The 19,087-nt window shown below is 43.8% G+C and carries 12 protein-coding genes; 7 read left to right on the top strand and 5 right to left on the bottom strand.

Annotated features, from left to right (window positions below; genetic code table 11):
• Window positions 1–51 precede the first annotated feature (51 nt).
• Entirely contained in the window at window positions 52–1,224 is a 1,173-nt protein-coding gene (locus tag LZD49_RS30925; RefSeq protein ID WP_255721342.1) for a radical SAM protein, read from the bottom strand.
• Between the two features lie 1,452 nt (window positions 1,225–2,676).
• Between LZD49_RS30925 and LZD49_RS30920 the strand changes: the two genes are divergently transcribed.
• Together LZD49_RS30920 and LZD49_RS30915 are read left to right on the top strand one after the other, a co-directional pair.
• The gene (locus tag LZD49_RS30920) at window positions 2,677–2,967 is read left to right on the top strand and encodes a hypothetical protein (protein WP_234671956.1); all 291 of its coding nucleotides are present in this window, start codon (window positions 2,677–2,679) and stop codon (window positions 2,965–2,967) included.
• Window positions 2,968–3,160: 193 nt separating this feature from the next.
• A complete protein-coding gene (locus LZD49_RS30915; protein WP_234671954.1) occupies window positions 3,161–3,559 on the top strand; it encodes a VOC family protein in 399 nt (132 codons plus the stop codon).
• Between the two features lie 274 nt (window positions 3,560–3,833).
• Here the strand turns inward: LZD49_RS30915 and LZD49_RS30910 are convergent, their stop codons facing one another.
• Complete coding sequence (locus LZD49_RS30910; RefSeq protein WP_234671953.1) at window positions 3,834–4,958, bottom strand: serine hydrolase; 1,125 nt, start codon at window positions 4,956–4,958, stop codon at window positions 3,834–3,836.
• Window positions 4,959–6,513: 1,555 nt separating this feature from the next.
• Between LZD49_RS30910 and LZD49_RS30905 the strand changes: the two genes are divergently transcribed.
• From LZD49_RS30905 to LZD49_RS30890, 4 genes are all read left to right on the top strand, one after another.
• The gene (locus LZD49_RS30905) at window positions 6,514–9,351 is read left to right on the top strand and encodes a pitrilysin family protein (protein ID WP_234671952.1); all 2,838 of its coding nucleotides are present in this window, start codon (window positions 6,514–6,516) and stop codon (window positions 9,349–9,351) included.
• Window positions 9,352–10,015: 664 nt separating this feature from the next.
• Complete coding sequence (locus LZD49_RS30900) at window positions 10,016–10,606, top strand: hypothetical protein (RefSeq protein ID WP_234671951.1); 591 nt, start codon at window positions 10,016–10,018, stop codon at window positions 10,604–10,606.
• Between the two features lie 226 nt (window positions 10,607–10,832).
• Window positions 10,833–13,016 carry a T9SS type A sorting domain-containing protein gene (locus LZD49_RS30895; RefSeq protein WP_234671950.1) on the top strand — a complete coding sequence of 728 codons (2,184 nt, stop codon included), beginning with the start codon at window positions 10,833–10,835 and terminating at the stop codon, window positions 13,014–13,016.
• 204 nt (window positions 13,017–13,220) lie between these two features.
• Window positions 13,221–14,063 carry a hypothetical protein gene (locus tag LZD49_RS30890; RefSeq protein ID WP_234671949.1) on the top strand — a complete coding sequence of 281 codons (843 nt, stop codon included), beginning with the start codon at window positions 13,221–13,223 and terminating at the stop codon, window positions 14,061–14,063.
• A gap of 72 nt (window positions 14,064–14,135) precedes the next feature.
• Here LZD49_RS30890 and LZD49_RS30885 read toward each other — a convergent pair whose 3' ends face one another.
• Entirely contained in the window at window positions 14,136–14,339 is a 204-nt protein-coding gene (locus tag LZD49_RS30885; RefSeq protein ID WP_234671948.1) for a hypothetical protein, read from the bottom strand.
• Between the two features lie 297 nt (window positions 14,340–14,636).
• Complete coding sequence (locus LZD49_RS30880; protein ID WP_234671947.1) at window positions 14,637–15,371, bottom strand: hypothetical protein; 735 nt, start codon at window positions 15,369–15,371, stop codon at window positions 14,637–14,639.
• Between the two features lie 461 nt (window positions 15,372–15,832).
• Between LZD49_RS30880 and LZD49_RS30875 the strand changes: the two genes are divergently transcribed.
• A complete protein-coding gene (locus tag LZD49_RS30875; RefSeq protein WP_234671946.1) occupies window positions 15,833–16,705 on the top strand; it encodes an AraC family transcriptional regulator in 873 nt (290 codons plus the stop codon).
• 119 nt (window positions 16,706–16,824) lie between these two features.
• Here LZD49_RS30875 and LZD49_RS30870 read toward each other — a convergent pair whose 3' ends face one another.
• Complete coding sequence (locus tag LZD49_RS30870) at window positions 16,825–18,939, bottom strand: nitrite/sulfite reductase (protein WP_234671945.1); 2,115 nt, start codon at window positions 18,937–18,939, stop codon at window positions 16,825–16,827.
• Window positions 18,940–19,087 lie beyond the last annotated feature (148 nt).

The raw sequence follows: 19,087 nt of genomic DNA, 5'->3' as shown, positions 1-19,087 counted from the left end.
ATTGACCGCAAGAAACCCATAACCCTTTATCTGAATGCCGCTTAATCTAAATTAACAATAGCCAATCGCTGGTCTTGAAAATAGGGAGTACTTCATAGGACCAAGATGTACTTTTAGAGACGGTTCCAAATTCAGGAGCCTGTTATAAACGTGAGTAATCAATCTGATCAGGTTGCCGCAATAAATCGACGGATTATTGAACCCAGAGTGCTTACTATATCGGTGAACCACATATCCCCCTCCGCAAATCTCGACGATCGGGCATGCTTGGCACAGATCACACAATGTGCTATTGATGTACAGTTTACTAAGTGGGGTTTGCAGTGCCTCTTCCAGGGTATTTGAGAAAATGGTCATCCCTTCCTTTGTAAATCCGTCCCCACAAGCCCTCAGCGGATCAGTTGCTTCAATGCCGCCATCTGTTTCAATGACGATAGTGTTATTTTCCCTGGTTCCAAAATGGTCATTCCCTGCATTTTCTCTGGCCAGAATAAGGTTTATGATTGTAATAAATATATCAATCATGGGTTTGCTTTCATCCTTGTCATCGAGCCAGTGATCAAAAAGCTGCACCATCTTATCGGCCCAAATCGTCGATTTTTTTGATTCCAGCCAGTAGGGTAAGGTGTCGTAAGTGTAGTCCGGTAGTAATATATTCCACATATTAACCCCGATCTCTTTATAGTGGTCATAAATTTCGATCGGATCGTAGTCAATATTCATGACAGTTATCACCGAAAGGTCATCGGGAAAGTGCTTTTTATAAATGTTGATTCCTTTAAGGCTATCCATAAATGAGCCTTTCCCGGAGTGATAGACTCTGTATGCATCATTTGATTCGCGCGTTCCGTCCAAACTAAATCCTACGCTAATTTTAAGTCTTTTGAACAACTCGCACCATTCATCATCTACAAGTATGCCGTTCGTCTGGATAGCAAAGTCGATCGAGACAGATTGCAGTTTTGAACATTCACGAACAAAAAATTCGAACAAATCCTTATGCGCCATGAGAGGCTCACCGCCGTGAAATATCACAAGAAACCCGTCCAGATTATTGCTCTTACAATATTCTTCTATTCTGTCTATCACCTGAATCATGGTTTTTTTACTCATGAATTTAGGTTGCGACAGATATGACATATCTCCTTTATTATACATATAACAGTAAGAGCAATTGAGATTGCACCGACTGGCAATTTTCAGAATTAGTCCTGCAAGGTTCAAAATCGTAAAATTGAAGTATAAAGATCAGCTGATAGTAGCAAGTTTTATAAATAAATAAAACTCGATTAATAGAGAACCTGGATTCCAGGCCCTCTATCCGAAAAAATTAGCGAACGTATGTAGTGTCAGCGTAAGCAACGGTTTTGGAACATACGCCTTTATGGTTGTTACCAATAAGGTTTTGAATTATGTTTAATTTCTCTGCCGGCGTAACATTAGTTTTCGCAAGTGTACATGCTTGATCTTTCATAGTTGAAATTGGATTAAAGTAATAATTAATAAGTTTCATTAAACAGAGAGAGGCCTATCTCTGTCCTAAATATATATTATAAAGGAAAAAAGTCACATAATAGTAAAAAATAGTATACTTAAACTTGTCAAGTTATCCGCAATATCGACGTCAGGTCGTTTCTTTTAGCAAAAAAAATGCAAATAAAATTGCGTCACTTTTCTCAATAAAGAGGAGATCATTTAAATTATCAAGGAGAAGAGGTTCGGTCGCTTAATTCCGGTTGCTAGTGGGAAAGTTGGATAAAACAAATAATTATTTTTTTTGGAAATAGAATTTCTTTCATGGCTGTCAGGTGGCCCAAATGCCCCCTTTTATGCATTCGCTATTCCACCTATACGCGGCCGACTTTTGAGAGCGAACATCGTCGCTGTGTTTCCCCAGGGCTTGCCACAATCTCGGACCTAACCCTCAGATATACATTAGCTAAGTTCGATGGAAGTTTGAAATACTTTTACTTTATATCGTTGGAAAATACAAGAATCATGATATTTTGCTATTTGATGATAGCAGGCTAAATCTTGTGATACTTTCACAGTTTTTTAGCAAAGCTCATGAGATTCCCCGTTGCTTTTTCCACATAAAGCATTTCGGGGACATAAAGCAGCGAATTGGCGACCACAACAGGATTGGATCATTTTTAACTGGTCAAACGCTGAGTATGTTTTTTTACTTTCAACATCCTCGTGTTTGGAATCGTGCTTAGTTACCTCGATCTGAAATTTTTTTTAGCAACCATTGGGTTATCAATACTATATATTTTAGAGGTACTGTTACTCATGAATCAAAGACGCATCTCGATTCGACGCGATTTGACATTTCCGAACGAAATCAATCGCAGATTGCTCAGATAATGCAGGAAATCAAGTTATCCGGGTCGGAGTTGCAACGGAGATGAGAATGGGAGCACACACATTTTCGGCTTTTTAAATGGAACGTCCGTAATCTCTCGATCACCCAGGTCCAGCAAACACACCTTCGAGCCGTTGCCTAGCAAATCTTGCACGAGGATATTTTGGCGACCCGGCAAGATTGTCCACTCGGAATCATTCTCCGGATATCTTTTTAATTTGCGAAGGCTGTGGATTCTGAACCACCTCCAGGGTATTCGGACGGTAATAAGGAGCAGGATAAGCAGCATTATGCTACGGTAGCACTGGCCCTTGTCAGCACTTCCCGACACTTTCGCTGAAGATTACAATGACTACATCACCCCGGAGTGGACAAACCACTGGCCGAGGTCACCGCGCAAGGAAGTGAAATGGGCCGAAAAGATCGTTGAAATCGGGGGGAAAGAAGAAATACATTCAAGTAACCCGATCGATGGGTTTAAATACTCCGGAGGCGACAAAGAGGCCCTCCTACTTGAATTGTATGAGGTGGAAGCAATTTTGAAGAAAAGTTGGACGATTGAAACGCTCCGCCAGGTTCGGAGGTCTCATCAAAGGGTTTGATTTATGCGGGTTATGTTCCGGATGGCGAGGTAAAATGTGGTTCCTTTGTACCCGAGAAAGTAAATGAAGCAGAGTTGGCCCGCCGTGAAAATGGAGCTGGGAATAAACAATCCAAAGTTGCAGGGCTCTTCGCGGGAACAGCTGGTGATCTTTTTACAGCTGACGGTAATCTAAAACATTGTAAATTAACGGTATGAAAGCAAAAATGATATGGGCTAATTTTAGCGTAAAAGACGCCAGGCTCACCAACCAATTTTACACACAATTAGGGTTTACACCCAATAACGTAGGCAACACTCCTCAACTGGCCAGTTTCCTTTTTGGCGACAATAATTTTGTGATCCATTTCTTTGAACAGGGTTCAAAAATCGATGAATATTTAACGCCTGGACTAAAAACCACCAGCGAAATTATTTTCACACTTTCTGCAGAATCAGAACAGGAAGTAAATGAATGGGCAGAAAGAGTTAAAACCGCCGGCGGTAATATTCTTCAGGAATCAGGGAGAGACGAAAGCAATTATTATGGGTTTGTGTTTGCTGATCCTGACGGTCATAAGTTTAATGTGATACTGATGGATAATTGGAAGTGATACATCCTGGATATTTGCCTCCTTTCGTCTTTCCGCCCGTTGGCTCCTGGTGTTTCTAAGGACTCTTTTAAGCAATGTAATTAAAACCGAAGCTAGACCGGAAATCAACGAATCTTTTATAAATCGGTATTACCATACCCCTCAGTCCGCTCTCCCCTCGAACGCGGTGTCGTCTGTGATTTAGTAACGGATAATAGAAAGGCAGGATTCACGTATTTCGAAAATAACGTCTGTCACCAAACTTTGTATTAGCGGACGGCCAATGCGAGAAGCACTATTTGGTTTGCTCCGTTAAAATTGATGCCAGGTCTTTTTCCAATTGGTTTCGATTGGCCAGGCTATTGGTCAGTAGAACGAACCCTGAATTGAGCTGTGGAAAGCATTGGAGAGAGCTTCTCGAACCACCGGTACCGCCGCCATGTTCAAGCACTTTGTACCCATTCGACGAAGTATGAATAAACCAGTTCAGGGCAACGCCTTCCTGGTTCGTACCAAATGTAAGTTGATGGGACAATGATATAGCTGGCCTCGCTTCCGAATTATTCGCATAAATGTATTTTACCAAGTCCGAAGTATTCGAACGGAGTGCGCCGATCGCCGGAAGGTCAGGCAAATCCCAGAAAGGGACTACTTCTTTCTTTTCATTATGAGCCCTGGCAATACGTGCCGCTTTCTCCTGGGAGAGATCAATTTTTGTATCGCCCATTTTTAGAGGCTTCAATATAAATTTCGATATGAGCGTAAAGTAACCCTGCTCGTAAACGTCTTCCAGGATACATCCCAGCAGCCCTACTGCCATGTTTGAGTACGAATGTATTTTACCGGGAAGTGTATCCATCGTCATGTTGTGTAGTCCCTGGTAAAGCATTTCCTTGGAATAGTTCGAATATGGATTTGCATCAACATAGGCTCCCCTTTCATATAGGTTCGGGAAGATCCTGGTAATCCGTGAAGTGTGGTTGGATAAGTCTACGATCCTGACGGGGATGCCCTTAAATTCCAGATTTGGGTAAGGTTCTTTGAGATACTTGCGCACATCGTCATTCAGTTTGATCTTTTTATCCAGAACGGCCTGTGCTAACAGGATGCCGGTAAACGTTTTGGTCATCGACCCCAGTTCGTATATCGTTTTCTTGTCCGGCAGCTTTTGGTTATCTATTGCGCCATAATTATAAAAATAGGTTTTGCCTTTTTTAACGACCCCTATCGACAGCGCGACTGCGTTGCCATTGCTGAAATAAGTCTTCACGCTCGCATCAACCAGTGAATCCAATCGGTTGCTCAATGGATTATCCGTGGGGATACTCTGTCCGTCAGCGATAGCAGAGGCTTTAAATCCTAAATGAATAAACAGTCCACTCAAAATAAGGATCCTGGTAAATAAAGTTTTAGTTTCCAAAGCAGGTCTTTAATTGATGATTTTTGAAGTTTCTCCGGTATTGGTTTTTATTGCTCCCGTCCAATCGTATTTAATAGCAAGGTTGAATATGAAAGCTACCTAATCAAAACTAAGCGGAAAATTGCGAGTTGCCAACGCCTGGCCAAATAATCACTCCTTGTAAGGCCAATCGTTATCTTTTATATCTTGCTTCCCATTGCATGTACCTTGTGACCAGCTGACTGAATCGTACACGATCCGGACGTTCACCGCAGACACTATCAAAATATAGGTAATTCTGACCTGAGGCCGGCTACTATATTGTCCTTGACGACATCCTCTATGCAAATGCAATGTGCAGGAGGCCTCACTTCAAGCCTGATAGTTCACCTCATAACCGCTCTCCCACCTCCATGTAACCATAGTATGCAGGTCCATCACATCGAAACACGATTCATTTTTAACGATCAGCAAGAAGACAATGCCCGGACAGCACATCTTATTAAAATAGGGATATTATTCCCATCTATTAAACCAACTATGTGTCCCGCTCATGTGTCTTAAATCAAACGTTACTCGGTTGGACAAAAAATAGTCACGCTGCGGGACCCACCTGTCGTCTGTTCCGGCAGAGTACCCAAAAGCTGGCCTAAGGATCATTGTATCTTATAAGCGAAAGATTGCTACGGAGCAATTACTCAGCCAACCATTCGAGCTATCTACGGCTACTAATGTCGACCTGACCTCTATACGCAAAAAGATATAAGCATGTATTCAACGTAGCAATTCTTTCTATGAAATTGTTTGTACCACTTCTTTTAGTCTTACGCTCTTCATTTATCCATGGGTGCAGAATCAACCAAATCATTTTTTCGAATGGTACATGTCTTTCAGGCAATTAGCCAAAATTCACTTACCTCAATAATTTGTATCTGAAACCAATAACGACACAGTGCCATGAAACGCTTCATCATTACCTCTCTTGCAAGTCATTTATTACGATAACTCATACTTATCTTAGTGCTTGCGCCAAAGAAAATCCTTAATAAAACTGAAAGTTCACTCAATAAAAATTTGGACGATCAAACAGCCATCCTCCGATCTCATGCGGAATGCGTATCTCATAGAGCTACGGGATATGTGTCTACAAGTTTGCATCTCAAAACGTACTGAACTAGTGGATCATGTGCCGAATCAAAGACTGCAAGTCGAGTGATTCACCGAGCTTGCGATAGAAGTGTTCCTTCGGAATACGATCTGAAAGTTGAAAGCTGACGAACAGCTTTTCCGAGTAGTTTTTCTTTCCTTGCATTCCTGAAGTTACACAAAACCCCGGAGGGGCTCAGGCGGTAATGGTGTGTCTGTTACCAGAATAAAAATTATTACAAAGGGTATGAAAAAAGAAAACAATCCGGCATCAGTAGAACTAACCAGAAACATAAAATAATTATTTAACCGGAACCTATTGATTCGTTTGGGAGGAACAGACAAGGGCGATGAGGCATATTTGAACATATTAGGCCATGCAACATTTATTCACAATTTACTACCTTCATCATATCACCATTCAACCGATATGTCCACGTTAAAAAAACTCCTGCTCCCCGCATTGCTGATAGCTGGTGTCGGCCATGCATTTTCACAATCCGGTCAAAATGCCGCAACCAAAACTTTTGGTATTAAATACGAAAAGTTTGTGTTGGATAATGGACTGGAAGTCGTGCTGCACGAAGATCACTCGGATCCTATTGTGGCTGTTTCCACCATTGTCCACGTAGGTTCTAACCGGGAGAAACCGGGTAAGACGGGCTTTGCTCACTTCTTTGAACATATGTCTTTCAACCATTCGGAGAACACGCCGCGCGGCGCAAACCGCAAGCTGATCCCCGAATGGGGCGGTAATCGGAATGGGGGGACGTGGAATGACGGGACCATTTACTATGAAGTGATCCCAAAGGATGCATTTGAAAAAATACTTTGGATCGACTCTGACCGGCTCGGTTATATGATCAATACGGTTACCAAAGAGGCTTTGGAAAAGGAAATACAGGTGGTAAAAAATGAAAAGCGCCAGAACTATGACAATATGCCTTATGGAAACACGAATGAGGTGATCGTCTCTAACATGTATCCCAAAGAACATCCCTATAACTGGACGGTGATCGGTTTGCTCCCCGACCTTCAGGCGGCTACTTTGGATGACGTTAAAGAGTTTTACGATAAGTATTATGGGGCAGCCAACGCTACACTGGTGATCGCAGGAGATATTGATATGGCCAAAACAAAGGAAAGGGTAAAGCTCTGGTTTGGAGAAATACGAAAAGGGCCGGCCGTAGCGCCCATAAAGCCCCAGCCTGTAAAACTAACAGCAAGTAAGTCACTCTATTATGAAGATAATTTTGCGACGCTGCCGGAATTAACCCTGGTTTTTCCAACCGTGGAAGAATACCATCAGGATGGATATGTATTGAATGTGTTGGCTGAGTTACTCAGCGGCAGCAAAACCTCTCCGCTCTATAAGGTCATTGTGGAAAATAAAAAGCTCGCGCCCTCTGTAAATGCCTACCATTACAGCAAGGAAATTGCCGGTGAATTTTATATCAGGATAAGGGGTAATGCCGGCACCAAACTGAACGATGTAAAAGCAGCCGTTGATGAGGCATTAAATGCGTTTGACAAAGGGCCATTTCCGGACAAAGACCTCAAACGTATTAAGGCCAAGTTAGAAACCGACCTGTACCTGAGCATTGAAAACATTCTGGATAAAGCCCAGCGCCTCGGCCAGGATAATGAATTTAAGGGCGATCCCGGATATATCAGCAAAGAGGCGGCCATTTTGCAGGCGGTTACCAGCGAAGATGTGAAAAGAGTGTTTAACCAATACATCAAAAACAGGCCGTATATAGCCACCAGTTTTGTCCCCAAAGGAAAAAAAGAACTGGCTTTGGACGGTGCTGTACCTGCGACTGTTTGGGTAGAACCGGTCATTGCTGGGGTGGAAAATGAAAATGTGGCCCCGGGCGAGGACGCTAAATTTGAAAAAACAAAGACGAAACACGATCGCTCTGAGCCCGCTTTCGGAGAAACGCCCATGTTCAGGATGCCACCCATTTGGACCGGGTCGCAGGCAAACGGTATGAAAGTGTTTGGGCTAGAAACCAGCGAGATCCCGCTGGTAAATTTTGAAGTGGTATTGAATGGGGGTCATTGGGCTGACCCTATGGAGAAGTCCGGAGTGGCATTGCTGCTTGCGGATATGCTTATGCAGGGAACGGCGACCAAAACAGCTGCACAACTGGAAGAGGCGATAGACCTGTTGGGCGCCAACATTACCGTGACGAGCAACAATGAGGAAATGCGGATCAGGGCTACATGTCTCCAACGAAACTTTGAACCGACTTTTGCATTGATGCAGGAAATACTGCTGCAGCCACGCTGGGATAAAACGGAATATGAACGTTTGTATCAGGCACTTCTTACAAATTTAAAGGGCAGGGAAGCCAATGCCACGGCCATTGCCGCTATCAACTTCAACAAACTGCTTTACGGGGATCAGCATATCTTCGGCTATCCTGCTGCCGGGACCTTGAAGACGGTTTCAGCCATTACCCTGGAAGATCTAAAAACCTACTACGACAAATACTTTTCCCCGTCTGTTGCGTCCTTCCATGTCGCTGGTGATATAACCCGGGAAAGAGTAACCAAGGCAATTGCAGCACTTGAAAAAGACTGGAAGGCAAAGCAGGTAGCATTACCTTCTTATAAAATTCCGGCCCAGGCAAATGCCGGATCCATATTTTTTATTGATGTACCCGGCTCAAAACAGTCTGTATTGTATGTCGGGAAATTAGCGGTCCCGGCCACGGACCCGAACAGTGACCGGCTTGAATTTGCCAATGAAATACTTGGCAGCGGATCCAGCGGAAGACTTACGCAGGTGCTCCGGATTGGCAAGGGATACACTTATGGTGCGTCTTCGTCACTGGTGAAATTAAAAGAAACGGCACCTTTTGCAGTTTATACGAGCGTGAGGGCAAATGCTACGCTGGCTTCACTGGAAATTATCCGGGATATGCTTCGTGATTACGGGCAAACTTTTGGAGATCCCGAAGTAAGTATCACTAAAAATAAGGTGTTGAAAAGAAATACGCTTTTGTATGAAAGCCAGGCTTCCAAACTAGCAATACTGGGTGACATCAGTAAATACGGCAAGTCGCTGAAATTCCTGGAAGACAAGCAGCAACAGCTGATGAGTATGCAACTACCCGATTTTAAAACGATCATTCAAGAACAATTGAACGAGGAGGATATGATATACCTGGTTGTGGGTGATAAAGCCACTCAGTTTGAGGAAATAAAAAAACTGGGAAAAGCTAAATTGGCGCAGCTGGATATCAATGGCCGGCCGCTGTGATTCTGGTTATTGGGCCGCAATTTCCTTCAATTAGATAGGCGGCCGGAGACCTGTTCTTGTTCGCGGATCGCGAACAAGACACTAAGCTTTGCCAAGTCATGGACAACTTGATCCTTTGATTGAGTGCGATAACCGGCGACGGCCGATTATCGCACTCAATCGAGCTTCAGTATCTGCGAAAATATGACCTTCATATTCGCTGTATCCTTCCAGAAACAAGTCTCTTGCAAAGGCTTCATAGTCGAAGTACGGCCAGTAGTTGATCTGCTTACAGTAAATTTCGAATGCTTCCACAGTTTCATCGTCCATTTCATCGGTGGCCTCGAAATACGTAAACGCCTCTTTATGATGATCGGCGTATATCAATCTGCGTTTTTCGGATTTATATCAGCACCCGAACGTCCAAACTTGCGCAGGCGATTAGAATCGTGAGCAAGATATTGACAATCAACAAGGTACACAAAAATTACCATGCCCAAATTTTTGATGCTTACCTTTTGTATACCTTGTTTTCTAAGGTCATCACCTTTTGTATACGTCTGATATTTGTGAGCGGATTTAACCTGCCCTAGGTTTGTATCATCGTCCTGAACACGGTTTCATCGTCGTCCGGACGGTATAAATCCATTCATTATTCTATATCAGACCAATCCAAAACAATGCCATGAAAAATCTATTTGTAAGTGCCGCATTCATTCTTTTCTCCCTTTCTATGTTCTCCTGCGAAAATTCAAACGAGCCACTCCCCTACTCCGGATCAGGCACTAAGAACGCAGTAGATTACCAATCCACACCTGCTACTACCAATGCCATGCAAGTTGGCAACCCGATCACAAACAAGGCACCCCTGCCAAATGGGTTTGAATGGAAGATGATGAAAACCGTAACTGTTCCATTGAACAAGGGCCTGAACCTGAGCAGCCCGTTTTCGATCGTAAATGAAGATGCAGGCGATATCAGCTGGGGTTCTGATGGTGGTTGTTACCAGGCTATCAAATGCTGGAAGGTTGGCCAGGTCAACCTCAAAATTGTAGATGTGAAAACGGTTTCACCTGACTACCTGAAAACACTTACGTTTGTCAAAGGTCAGGTATCACACGCACCAGCCGGCTCTTACTCTTGGACAGATTACATGCCAGTAGGGACCGTGATCGCATATAAGACAAGCTTAGGTAAGTATCAACTTGTGGTAGTCAAACATGTCTTCCCGTTGATCCTGGACATCTATCACGAGGATTTCTACAGAATTTACTAGAAATAAGCAATTCCGAAAAGTTAGCCATTCCATAAAAATCAATTTATTACAGGGTGGTGATGTAAAGGTAACACGGAGCAGCGCGGTAGCTTATCTGAATGCGGAGAAGACTGCAAGTGTTGCCGGTATTTATCCGCCCTGGGTTTGCATTGCCTTCCGGAACAGACATTCCAGTTTGTTTTCCGGAAGCGTAGTTCAATCATTTTATTTCAAAAAAATATTAGTCATGAAAAAAATCATTACCACCAGACCATTCCATTATTTCATTCACACACTGACAGTTGTTTTATTGCTATTAAAAATCTTCACCGCAGACGCTCAAACGCAATGGATAGGCTTAACGTTGAGCCCAGAGCAACAGCTTCAGGACGTGGCCTTTGGATCTGGCAAATACGTTGCAGTGGGCGAAAATAATATCGTCCGCACTTCGACAGACGGTGCAACCTGGAAAACGCAACAGTCTAGCCTGGGCAGCAATGGTACATTATACGGTATTGTTTTTGCCAACAACCAGTTTGTTGCAGTCGGCAGTCCTGGCGTGATCATCACTTCGCCGGACGGGATTTCGTGGAGCACAAAATCGCTGGGAACGGGACAGGTATTACAGAGTATTACCTACGGTGGCGGAACATTCGTAGTGGTAGGCTCAGCGGGGGCATTACTCACATCCACAGACGGCGAAAACTGGACACAACGCCCAAATGGCCAGGATTTTTTACACGACGTTGCCTATCTGAATTACAGGTTTGTTGCTGTGGGATCGAACGGGGTGATCAAAACTTCTACTGACAATGGCGTAAACTGGTCAGTGAGGGGATCAGGCACCGTCAACGAATTGCGGGCTGTAAAAGGTGGCTTTAACGGAAGTGCAGTGATCGTAGGTGATAAGGGAACCATCTTGCATTCAAACAACGGTACAACCTGGACGCCCGTTCCAAACCAGGACAAAGCATTATCCCTGAGTGGTGTCGAATGCAATCCGTCGAACGGCCGTTTCGTGGCCGTTTGCTCGAATAAAAGCGTGGCGCTCGTGTCTCCCGATGGTTTGAACTGGGGTGACGCGCCCATGCCAACCGGGTCCGCCTGGTATTTCAACCGCGTCCGCTTTTTACAAAATTCATTTCTGGCCGTCGGAGGCAAGGGAACGTTCCGTTCATCGTATAACAACGGCTATTCATGGTCTTCAACAACCACTAATTTCAGGAACATGCAGCTGAACGGCTCGGCCTTTGGAAATGGGCATTTCGTAGCGGTGGGAAGTGCGCCGCTGGACAATGGAACGACGGGGCTGGGAATTACAAATCTCGCTATTGTCTCCACAGACGGGGTGAACTATTCGATCGGGCAAACGGTAAAGCTGGTTGGTGGCGGAAAATCAATGAATGATGTAGCTTTTGGAAATAATTTATTTGTGGCGGTAGGGTCCGATGCATTGATCCAGACTTCGCAGGATGGGAAAAACTGGAGTTATAGTCAGGTCGAATTTGGACAAACCCTTCATGGCGTCGCATTCGGGGACGGAAAGTTCGTTGCAGTCGGCGACCACGGTCTGATTATGTTTTCTTACAACGGAAAGGTTTGGAAGAAATCAACTAACACGGTCCTTTACTCATTTAATAGCGTGGCCTATGCAAACGGCATGTTCGTGCTCGTGGGAAACTCGGGTGTTGTTGGCACTTCGACGGATGGAAATACCTGGTCGTACCACTACAGCGGCACTTCGAGCCATCTCAAAGGTGTGGCATTTGGACACGAAAAATGGATTTTGGTTGGACAAAACAATACCATCCTCACCTCTCCCAACGGCATTAAGTGGACGCCGCTAACCTCCACAATTAATATAGGCAAGAGTGACTTTACCGATATCATTTACGCCCACAATCACTTTGTGATCACCGGGACTAACGGTAAGATTTTAAGATTTATACCTAACACATTTTGGTCAAATCCGTCATCATCCACCTATAAACACCTGAATACCATCACTTACGGTGATGGCCGGTTTGCTGTGGGTGGGAATTCCGGGGCTTTGCTGGCATCGGTTGACTATATTTCAAATCCTAATACCCCGGCTTCGCAAGCTGAGGAAGCACCTTGCGACATCTGCCGCACTGCCCAGGATGAAAGTGTAGCGGTCGAAGAAGAAACCCCGAAAGTTGCATTCAGTGCCATTACTTATCCAAATCCCATCGATGATGAGTTCTCCGTCAAGATTGGGGGTGCCGGGCGAGAAAAAGTGAGGCTGCAGTTGCTGGACATTTCCGGCCGTACGATCCTGGATAAAGTGGTGACTGCCGGAACAGGTACCTACCAGGAGACAATCCCGATGGCTCAAAAACGAGCCGGAATGTACCTCCTGCGGGTTAGCACCGCCAGTCAAACTCAAAGTTTGAAGATACTGAAAAGATAGGTGCAGCACTGAAAGGAAATCTGATCGGTTTCCTTTTCAGTTTTCTTCTTCTGCCAATTCGAGTTGCTCCTCGTTCGCCTGCGGTCTCCTGCTGCAAGCTAACGGGGTGCTCGTATTGAAGTGAGATCTTGTGATGCTGGATTAGCAACGGGTTTAAGATATTACATATATTTATGCAAAATTGAGAACAAGCCCTTACAAGTTTTGATGAAGACATTGTATTCATGCATTACAGCTTTTATGCTGTTTCTAGTGACCGTATCGTGTAAAAAAGGCCAGGTTCCTAGTCAACAATTTGTGGATATAATTTCGACACCATGTAAATTGAAATCGTATAATGGCAACCGTTATACCCTCGAGTATGCAGCTGACAATAAGTTAGATAAACTAAATGAAGCCGTATTTAATATACCTGGTAGCGGATCGCCGTCTGGCTATCGGCCAATTTGGCGATTCCAGTACGAAAACGGGTACTTAAGGAGGATTTTAAACGAGCTAAAAGATTATCCCGAGGCAGCCGGTGAGGAGGCTTATACAAGAATTAAATTTGATTACGGTCCCCAAGGGATTGAAAAAGTTTACTTTTATACGACAGGTTACGTTGACTATCGGTTTGATTACACATATGATAATTTCGATAGGCCCACTTCCATGATTCATTATACCTATTCTCTTGATGATCCCAATCAATACCCACATGGGAGTCGAACACCCAAAGCAGTATTTAAATATCAGTATGAGTATGACAAGAATGGCAATATTGTCAGAGAATATGGTACCAGCCTTGTTCCTAGTGAAAATCACTGGGATTATGTTGCAAGCTTCAATTATGATAACTCGGCGAATTCTATTAAGTTATTAGAAACTTTCAGATTTTCGTCGAGAAGTGCGCCCTGGATTTTCTCTGCGAATAATTTGGTGGACGGTGAATACCTCTTTTTCAATGACAGCCCGGTTCCCAAAGAGATAAGTCCAACTCTATTTGACTCTGAAAAAAATATAATTAATACATATAGTACTTATGGGCTGAAATGGGATTGTAATTAGCAGGCAGTGGCAGAGCAAACAGAGATGGCCCTGTAAAACATGCGCAAAAGGAGCAGGATAGGTAGCATTATGCTACGGTAATACAGGCGCAGTTAAATAATATTCATCAATCTGGTTCCAGGAATAGCTGTAAGTGATTCCTTCCACTACCTGGACAAAATCGCCGGTTTCACCGTCGGTAAAGCCAACGCGCCAGTTGGTGGTATTTTTAATCCTAAATTTCAATGTCGAGCTTGGCGGTGGGAGATCTTTTTTTCCTAATATTTTGATTTTCATATGCTAAGGTAACCTTATTTAGCATAACCATTGACATTTCGTGTAGACTCTTAATTTAGGCGACCTTGCCTGGTTTCGTCAGTCTAAAAATTTGAGAAGGGAGATGTAGTGACAGCTTCGTATGTATCTTACCAATCCACTCATCAATTTCACAACAACAAGCTATGGTAGAAATTAATACTTAAAAGCGGATATTCTAAACTTGGTATAATATTCACAATCACCGAAGAAACAGATGAATGGAGCCTGCCTGAAAATGACGTCTAGTAGTCGCCTCTCCAGGCAGGCACTATATTCTTAATCGAATGCAACTGGTGCTGCTATTGCGTCAAGATCTATCGATGACCCTTTAGACACAGTTCCGTCCGTAAACCACGTGTAAACCAAATTGTTATTGTTTCTGTCAAAAGCCATTGCAATGATTTGCGAATAAGTTTTTCCAGGCGGAAGCGAATAGCTCGTAGGCGCTGTTACGTTATAAAGATTTGTGTGGTTTGTGCTGTTGCCAACAGATACTTTCCCGTCATTGTACCATGTAAAGAGGTTCCCCTGAGAAGTTATTGACATTCCAACGATATTGCTTGGATTATATCCTGTTGGGCACGAATATGGCGTTGGAGCTGTATAACTATCCAGGTCGTTCGAAATGCCTGAGCTCACTGTTCCGTCATAATAGTAAGTAAAAACCTTATTTACCCCCCCGCCGACAGGCGCATAAATGGCAGTCTCAACAATATCACTTGGAATTTTCCCAGGTGCTAAGGTGAACGCATATGCGCTGGAGCCAACAGGGTCGGTGTCGTTGTAAGTCCCAAAAATTGCAAACCCCTGAGTGCTCCAATAGTAAAACTTTTGATTTACGTCTGACCAATCAATCGCAACAATGTTGGTTGAATTATCGAATTTGGCTGTACTGAATTTAGGTTTTGTTGATTGCTTACTGAACAACTCCTCCGTTTCCGAATCTTTTTGACACGAACTAAATAGCCATGGAGCGGCGATTAACCCTAAGAGCACTAAGGTTCTTTTCATAAATCAAAATGTTTTAGATAGTAGCAGTATTGCCACACAATTTTAGTAACTTTTGGTATCTAAAAAAATACAAACTCAAACTATTTTTACAAAAAATGTAAAATTAGTTTTTACGAACTAGCGATACTTTCCCGGTAGATGTTAAATTTCACTCAACAAATTAAGGTTCGAAAGCTGACTAACTCTTACCGTATACATCCCAAGCTTCTTAAAAAATCCTCTTTTAAGTAAGTTTGCCTGCAATTCGAAGCATTATTTGACTATCTGCGACAAATCCATAACAATTAGAATTCATATAATTATAGCTGTGACGTTGCGCGAGTCTTTTGATAATTGGTAAGCTAATTATCTCCGCAGTAATAATTTGAAAGCATACGATTTGAACTTATCATTTTTATTTAAAAATGCAGTCCTCAACAATTTGAGTTTGTTTACCTTAGTGCCGATTTTTAGGCTCATTTATGAAGATAGACGCTATTCCTACGATCGATATTAACAGGCTTTTCAGCAGCGAACAGGCGGAAGTACTTGTTCGTCCTTTTTCAGAGTATTTGCACCAGCACCATAAAACGCTGGACGTCGCACACCGCCACAACTTTTACCACCTGGTTTTCTTTTTAAAGGGCATTGGTACCCATACGATCGATTTCACGACTTTCAACGTATTTCCGAATCAAATCTACTTCATGGTTCCAGGTCAGGTACACTCATGGTCTTTTCAAGGTGACGTGGATGGGTATGTAGTCAATTTTACCGAGTCGCTCTTCGAATCTTTCCTATTAAAAGGCGGCTATTTGGAGAACTTTTCGTTCTTCAATGGCATCGCTATCGACGGTGTGATTAACCTGCCGGGTGATTTAGCCCGGGAGATAGAGACAATCTTTAAAAAGATGCTCTCAAAGCCTCAACGCGGCATTTTTGGCTTGGACATGATACGGGTGCTTCTGTTAGAAATGTTCATGCTGATAGAGCAGAATACGCTTTTTCATAAAAGCCAGTCCATCCCACATTACAACTACACGCTGCTGAGAAACTATCAGAAACTGATAGAAAAAAACTATCTCACCCTGCGCCTACCGAAGGAGTATGCGGACCTGTTGTTTATTACGCCCAACCATCTGAACGCCTTGTGCAAGGCCCACCTTGGCATTCAGGCCGGCGAGCTGATCCGAAACAGGATCATTCTGGAGGCTAGAAGATTGTTAGTAAATTTGACCCTAAGTGTCTCCCAAGTAGGATACTCACTCAATTTTAACGACAATTCCTACTTTACCAAATTTTTCAGAAAGCATACTGGCATGACTCCTGAGGAATTTAGGCGGAAAAATTCGTAGAAAAAAGACCTAATCCTTCCGTTAGCTCCCCCCAAATCGCTCAACTCCTGCTGAGACCCTTACCACCGGGTCAGAGAGCTAGTGGTAGACCGGAAACACGATCTTGCCGGCGAATCGATTTATTGTTTCAATAATTGAGCATTTCTTTCCTCAATGACCAGCTTCCGGAAGGCTTCGGACTGCTCCCGAAATGTCGTGGCAAAAGATACCGATGGTTCAACTTTATTGATTTCAAGTACTTTGTCTTTAAAAGAACCTTCAAATCCCAGCGATAATTCGCCTGTCTCAACCCAGGTCTTGTCAAAGTTGTTCAAAATGCTGAACTGTGTATTGCATGGCATGTCCTTGGTTAGCAACAATGCCTTTGCTACTCCCAGAAATACGTTATAGCTGTAATAGATCGATTCCACCCATTCCTGGGCCGAATAGGCTTCATCCCTTTTTTCAGCTGTCTCGCGGGCTTCATCTATTACCACCGAAACCATGTCTATCATTGGGACAGCACATTCTCCTATGCCTATCAGCGTTTCATACTGCGTTTGAGCACCCCAGTCAGTCAGATACAGCTGTGTGATCTCGGAAATCTCGCCAAGTGGTTTGAGCAGGTTATAGAAATAGTTTTTGCCAAAACGCAGGTAATATGAATTGAACATCTCCTCGGGTTCTGCATTTTCCCTAAAGTCATTCAGGATTGTCCGCATCGCATCCGGCGCCTTTCGTGATGGGATTTTAATGATCTTCTCTGCCATTCGGCCGCTTCCGTCGCCAGTTGGCCCTCCGGCTAGCATAACCTGCATCGCCGGCAAAACAAATTTTCCCGCTTTCATCGACATCGCATGAAAGCCGATATTGGCGATCGCATGGTGACCACATCCATTCATGCAGCCCGATATCTTAATCTTGATATCCTTTCGGAAAAGGATATCCGGAAACTCCTCTTGTAAAGTGTTTTCCAGGACTCTCGCCAGACCGGTTGAACTGGCAATCGCCAGATTGCACGTATCTGTCCCCGGGCAAGCAGTAATGTCGGCAAGGGTGTCGAACCCTGGTTCTGCCAGCCCTATCTCATTAAGTTCGTTAAATAATGAGATGAGCGCCTGCTCCCTGACATACTTGCATAAAAAACCCTGGTTTACGGTAATCCTGATATCGTCTGATGCATGCGCATCGATAACCTTTGCCAGTTTGCGTGCCAGATCCGAGCTCAGATCACCCGTAGTCACCTTTATCTGGACCGAAAAAAATGTTTCCTTTTGCTTTTGGCGGGTGACATTGGTCTGACGCCAGGCAAGATATTTTACGGGATCAGAGGGTATCTGTGCCTGGAATATCCTTGGTTTGGGGATCAGAGGCTTCACATAATGGTCCAGATTGACGTGATTGCTACTGCTACTGATCGCTTTCCGCTCCTCATTGACAAGTTCCAGGAAACGCTCGATGCCTATATCATTAATCAGGTATTTCAAGCGGGCCTTATGACGTTTTGCGCGCTCTCCGTACCGGTCAAAAATCCTCAGGCAGGCCTCTGTGAAAGGGATTATCTGGTTTTCTTCCATGAAGTCGAATACCGGATGAGCTAGAAACGGCTGCGCCCCCAATCCTCCGGCCATGACAATCTTAAACCCGCGCACTTCTAACCCGTTTTCGGATTTTATCTTCGGGATAAATCCCATATCATGTATAAATGTGAAGGCCGAGTCTTTTTCCGAGGAAGAAAATGCGATTTTGAATTTCCTTCCCAGCTGCTGACAAACAGGGTTACGCAGAAAGTAATTGAAAACCGCATTCGCATATGGGGATACGTCAAAAGGCTCATCAGGATCAATTCCCGCATAAGGAGATGCTGTCAGGTTTCTGATTGTGTTGCCACAAGCCTCCCGGAGGGTAATCCTTTCATCTTCCAGGTCGGCCCAAAGCTGGGGGGCATCGGCCAACTTCACGTAATGAAGCTGGATATCCTGCCGGGTAGTCGCATGCAGGTTACCGCTGCCGTATCTGTCAGATAGCTCGGCTATCCGTATTAATTGTGCCGGCGTTACGCGCCCGAAGGGGAGCTTTATCCGGATCATATTGACATCGGGCTGGCGCTGACCATAAACGCCCCGTGTCAGCCTGAATGCCCTAAATGATTCATTATCAAGCTTCCCGGCTTGGAAGAGCTTGATTTTGGTATCCAGTTCAATAATATCCCGTACCGCCTTTTTGTGTACCCTCTCGCTAATTGTCAGTGCCATGAAAACTTCTTTTAAGGAACATATTAAATCCCTTCAAAAGTATCTCAGAGCCGTCTCAACAAAAGGTACTATTTAACTCACCTATGGCACTTTTTACTTATACCAGGCATAATAATGTACCTTGGTGTCATTTTCAAGGAAACTTCAC

This window comes from Dyadobacter sp. CY261 (genome assembly GCF_021440085.1).
In the GTDB taxonomy this organism is placed as follows: Bacteria; Bacteroidota; Bacteroidia; order Cytophagales; family Spirosomataceae; genus Dyadobacter.
This window is presented reverse-complemented; position numbering and strand designations above follow the sequence as displayed.

Coding starts and splice junctions, on each gene's coding strand:
- LZD49_RS30885 (WP_234671948.1), bottom strand. CDS start 14,339: ATGAAAATCAAAATATTAGGAAAAAAAGATCTCCCACCGCCAAGCTCG.
- LZD49_RS30895 (WP_234671950.1), top strand. CDS start 10,833: ATGAAAAAAATCATTACCACCAGACCATTCCATTATTTCATTCACACA.
- LZD49_RS30875 (WP_234671946.1), top strand. CDS start 15,833: ATGAAGATAGACGCTATTCCTACGATCGATATTAACAGGCTTTTCAGC.
- LZD49_RS30905 (WP_234671952.1), top strand. CDS start 6,514: ATGTCCACGTTAAAAAAACTCCTGCTCCCCGCATTGCTGATAGCTGGT.
- LZD49_RS30915 (WP_234671954.1), top strand. CDS start 3,161: ATGAAAGCAAAAATGATATGGGCTAATTTTAGCGTAAAAGACGCCAGG.
- LZD49_RS30880 (WP_234671947.1), bottom strand. CDS start 15,371: ATGAAAAGAACCTTAGTGCTCTTAGGGTTAATCGCCGCTCCATGGCTA.
- LZD49_RS30870 (WP_234671945.1), bottom strand. CDS start 18,939: ATGGCACTGACAATTAGCGAGAGGGTACACAAAAAGGCGGTACGGGAT.
- LZD49_RS30900 (WP_234671951.1), top strand. CDS start 10,016: ATGAAAAATCTATTTGTAAGTGCCGCATTCATTCTTTTCTCCCTTTCT.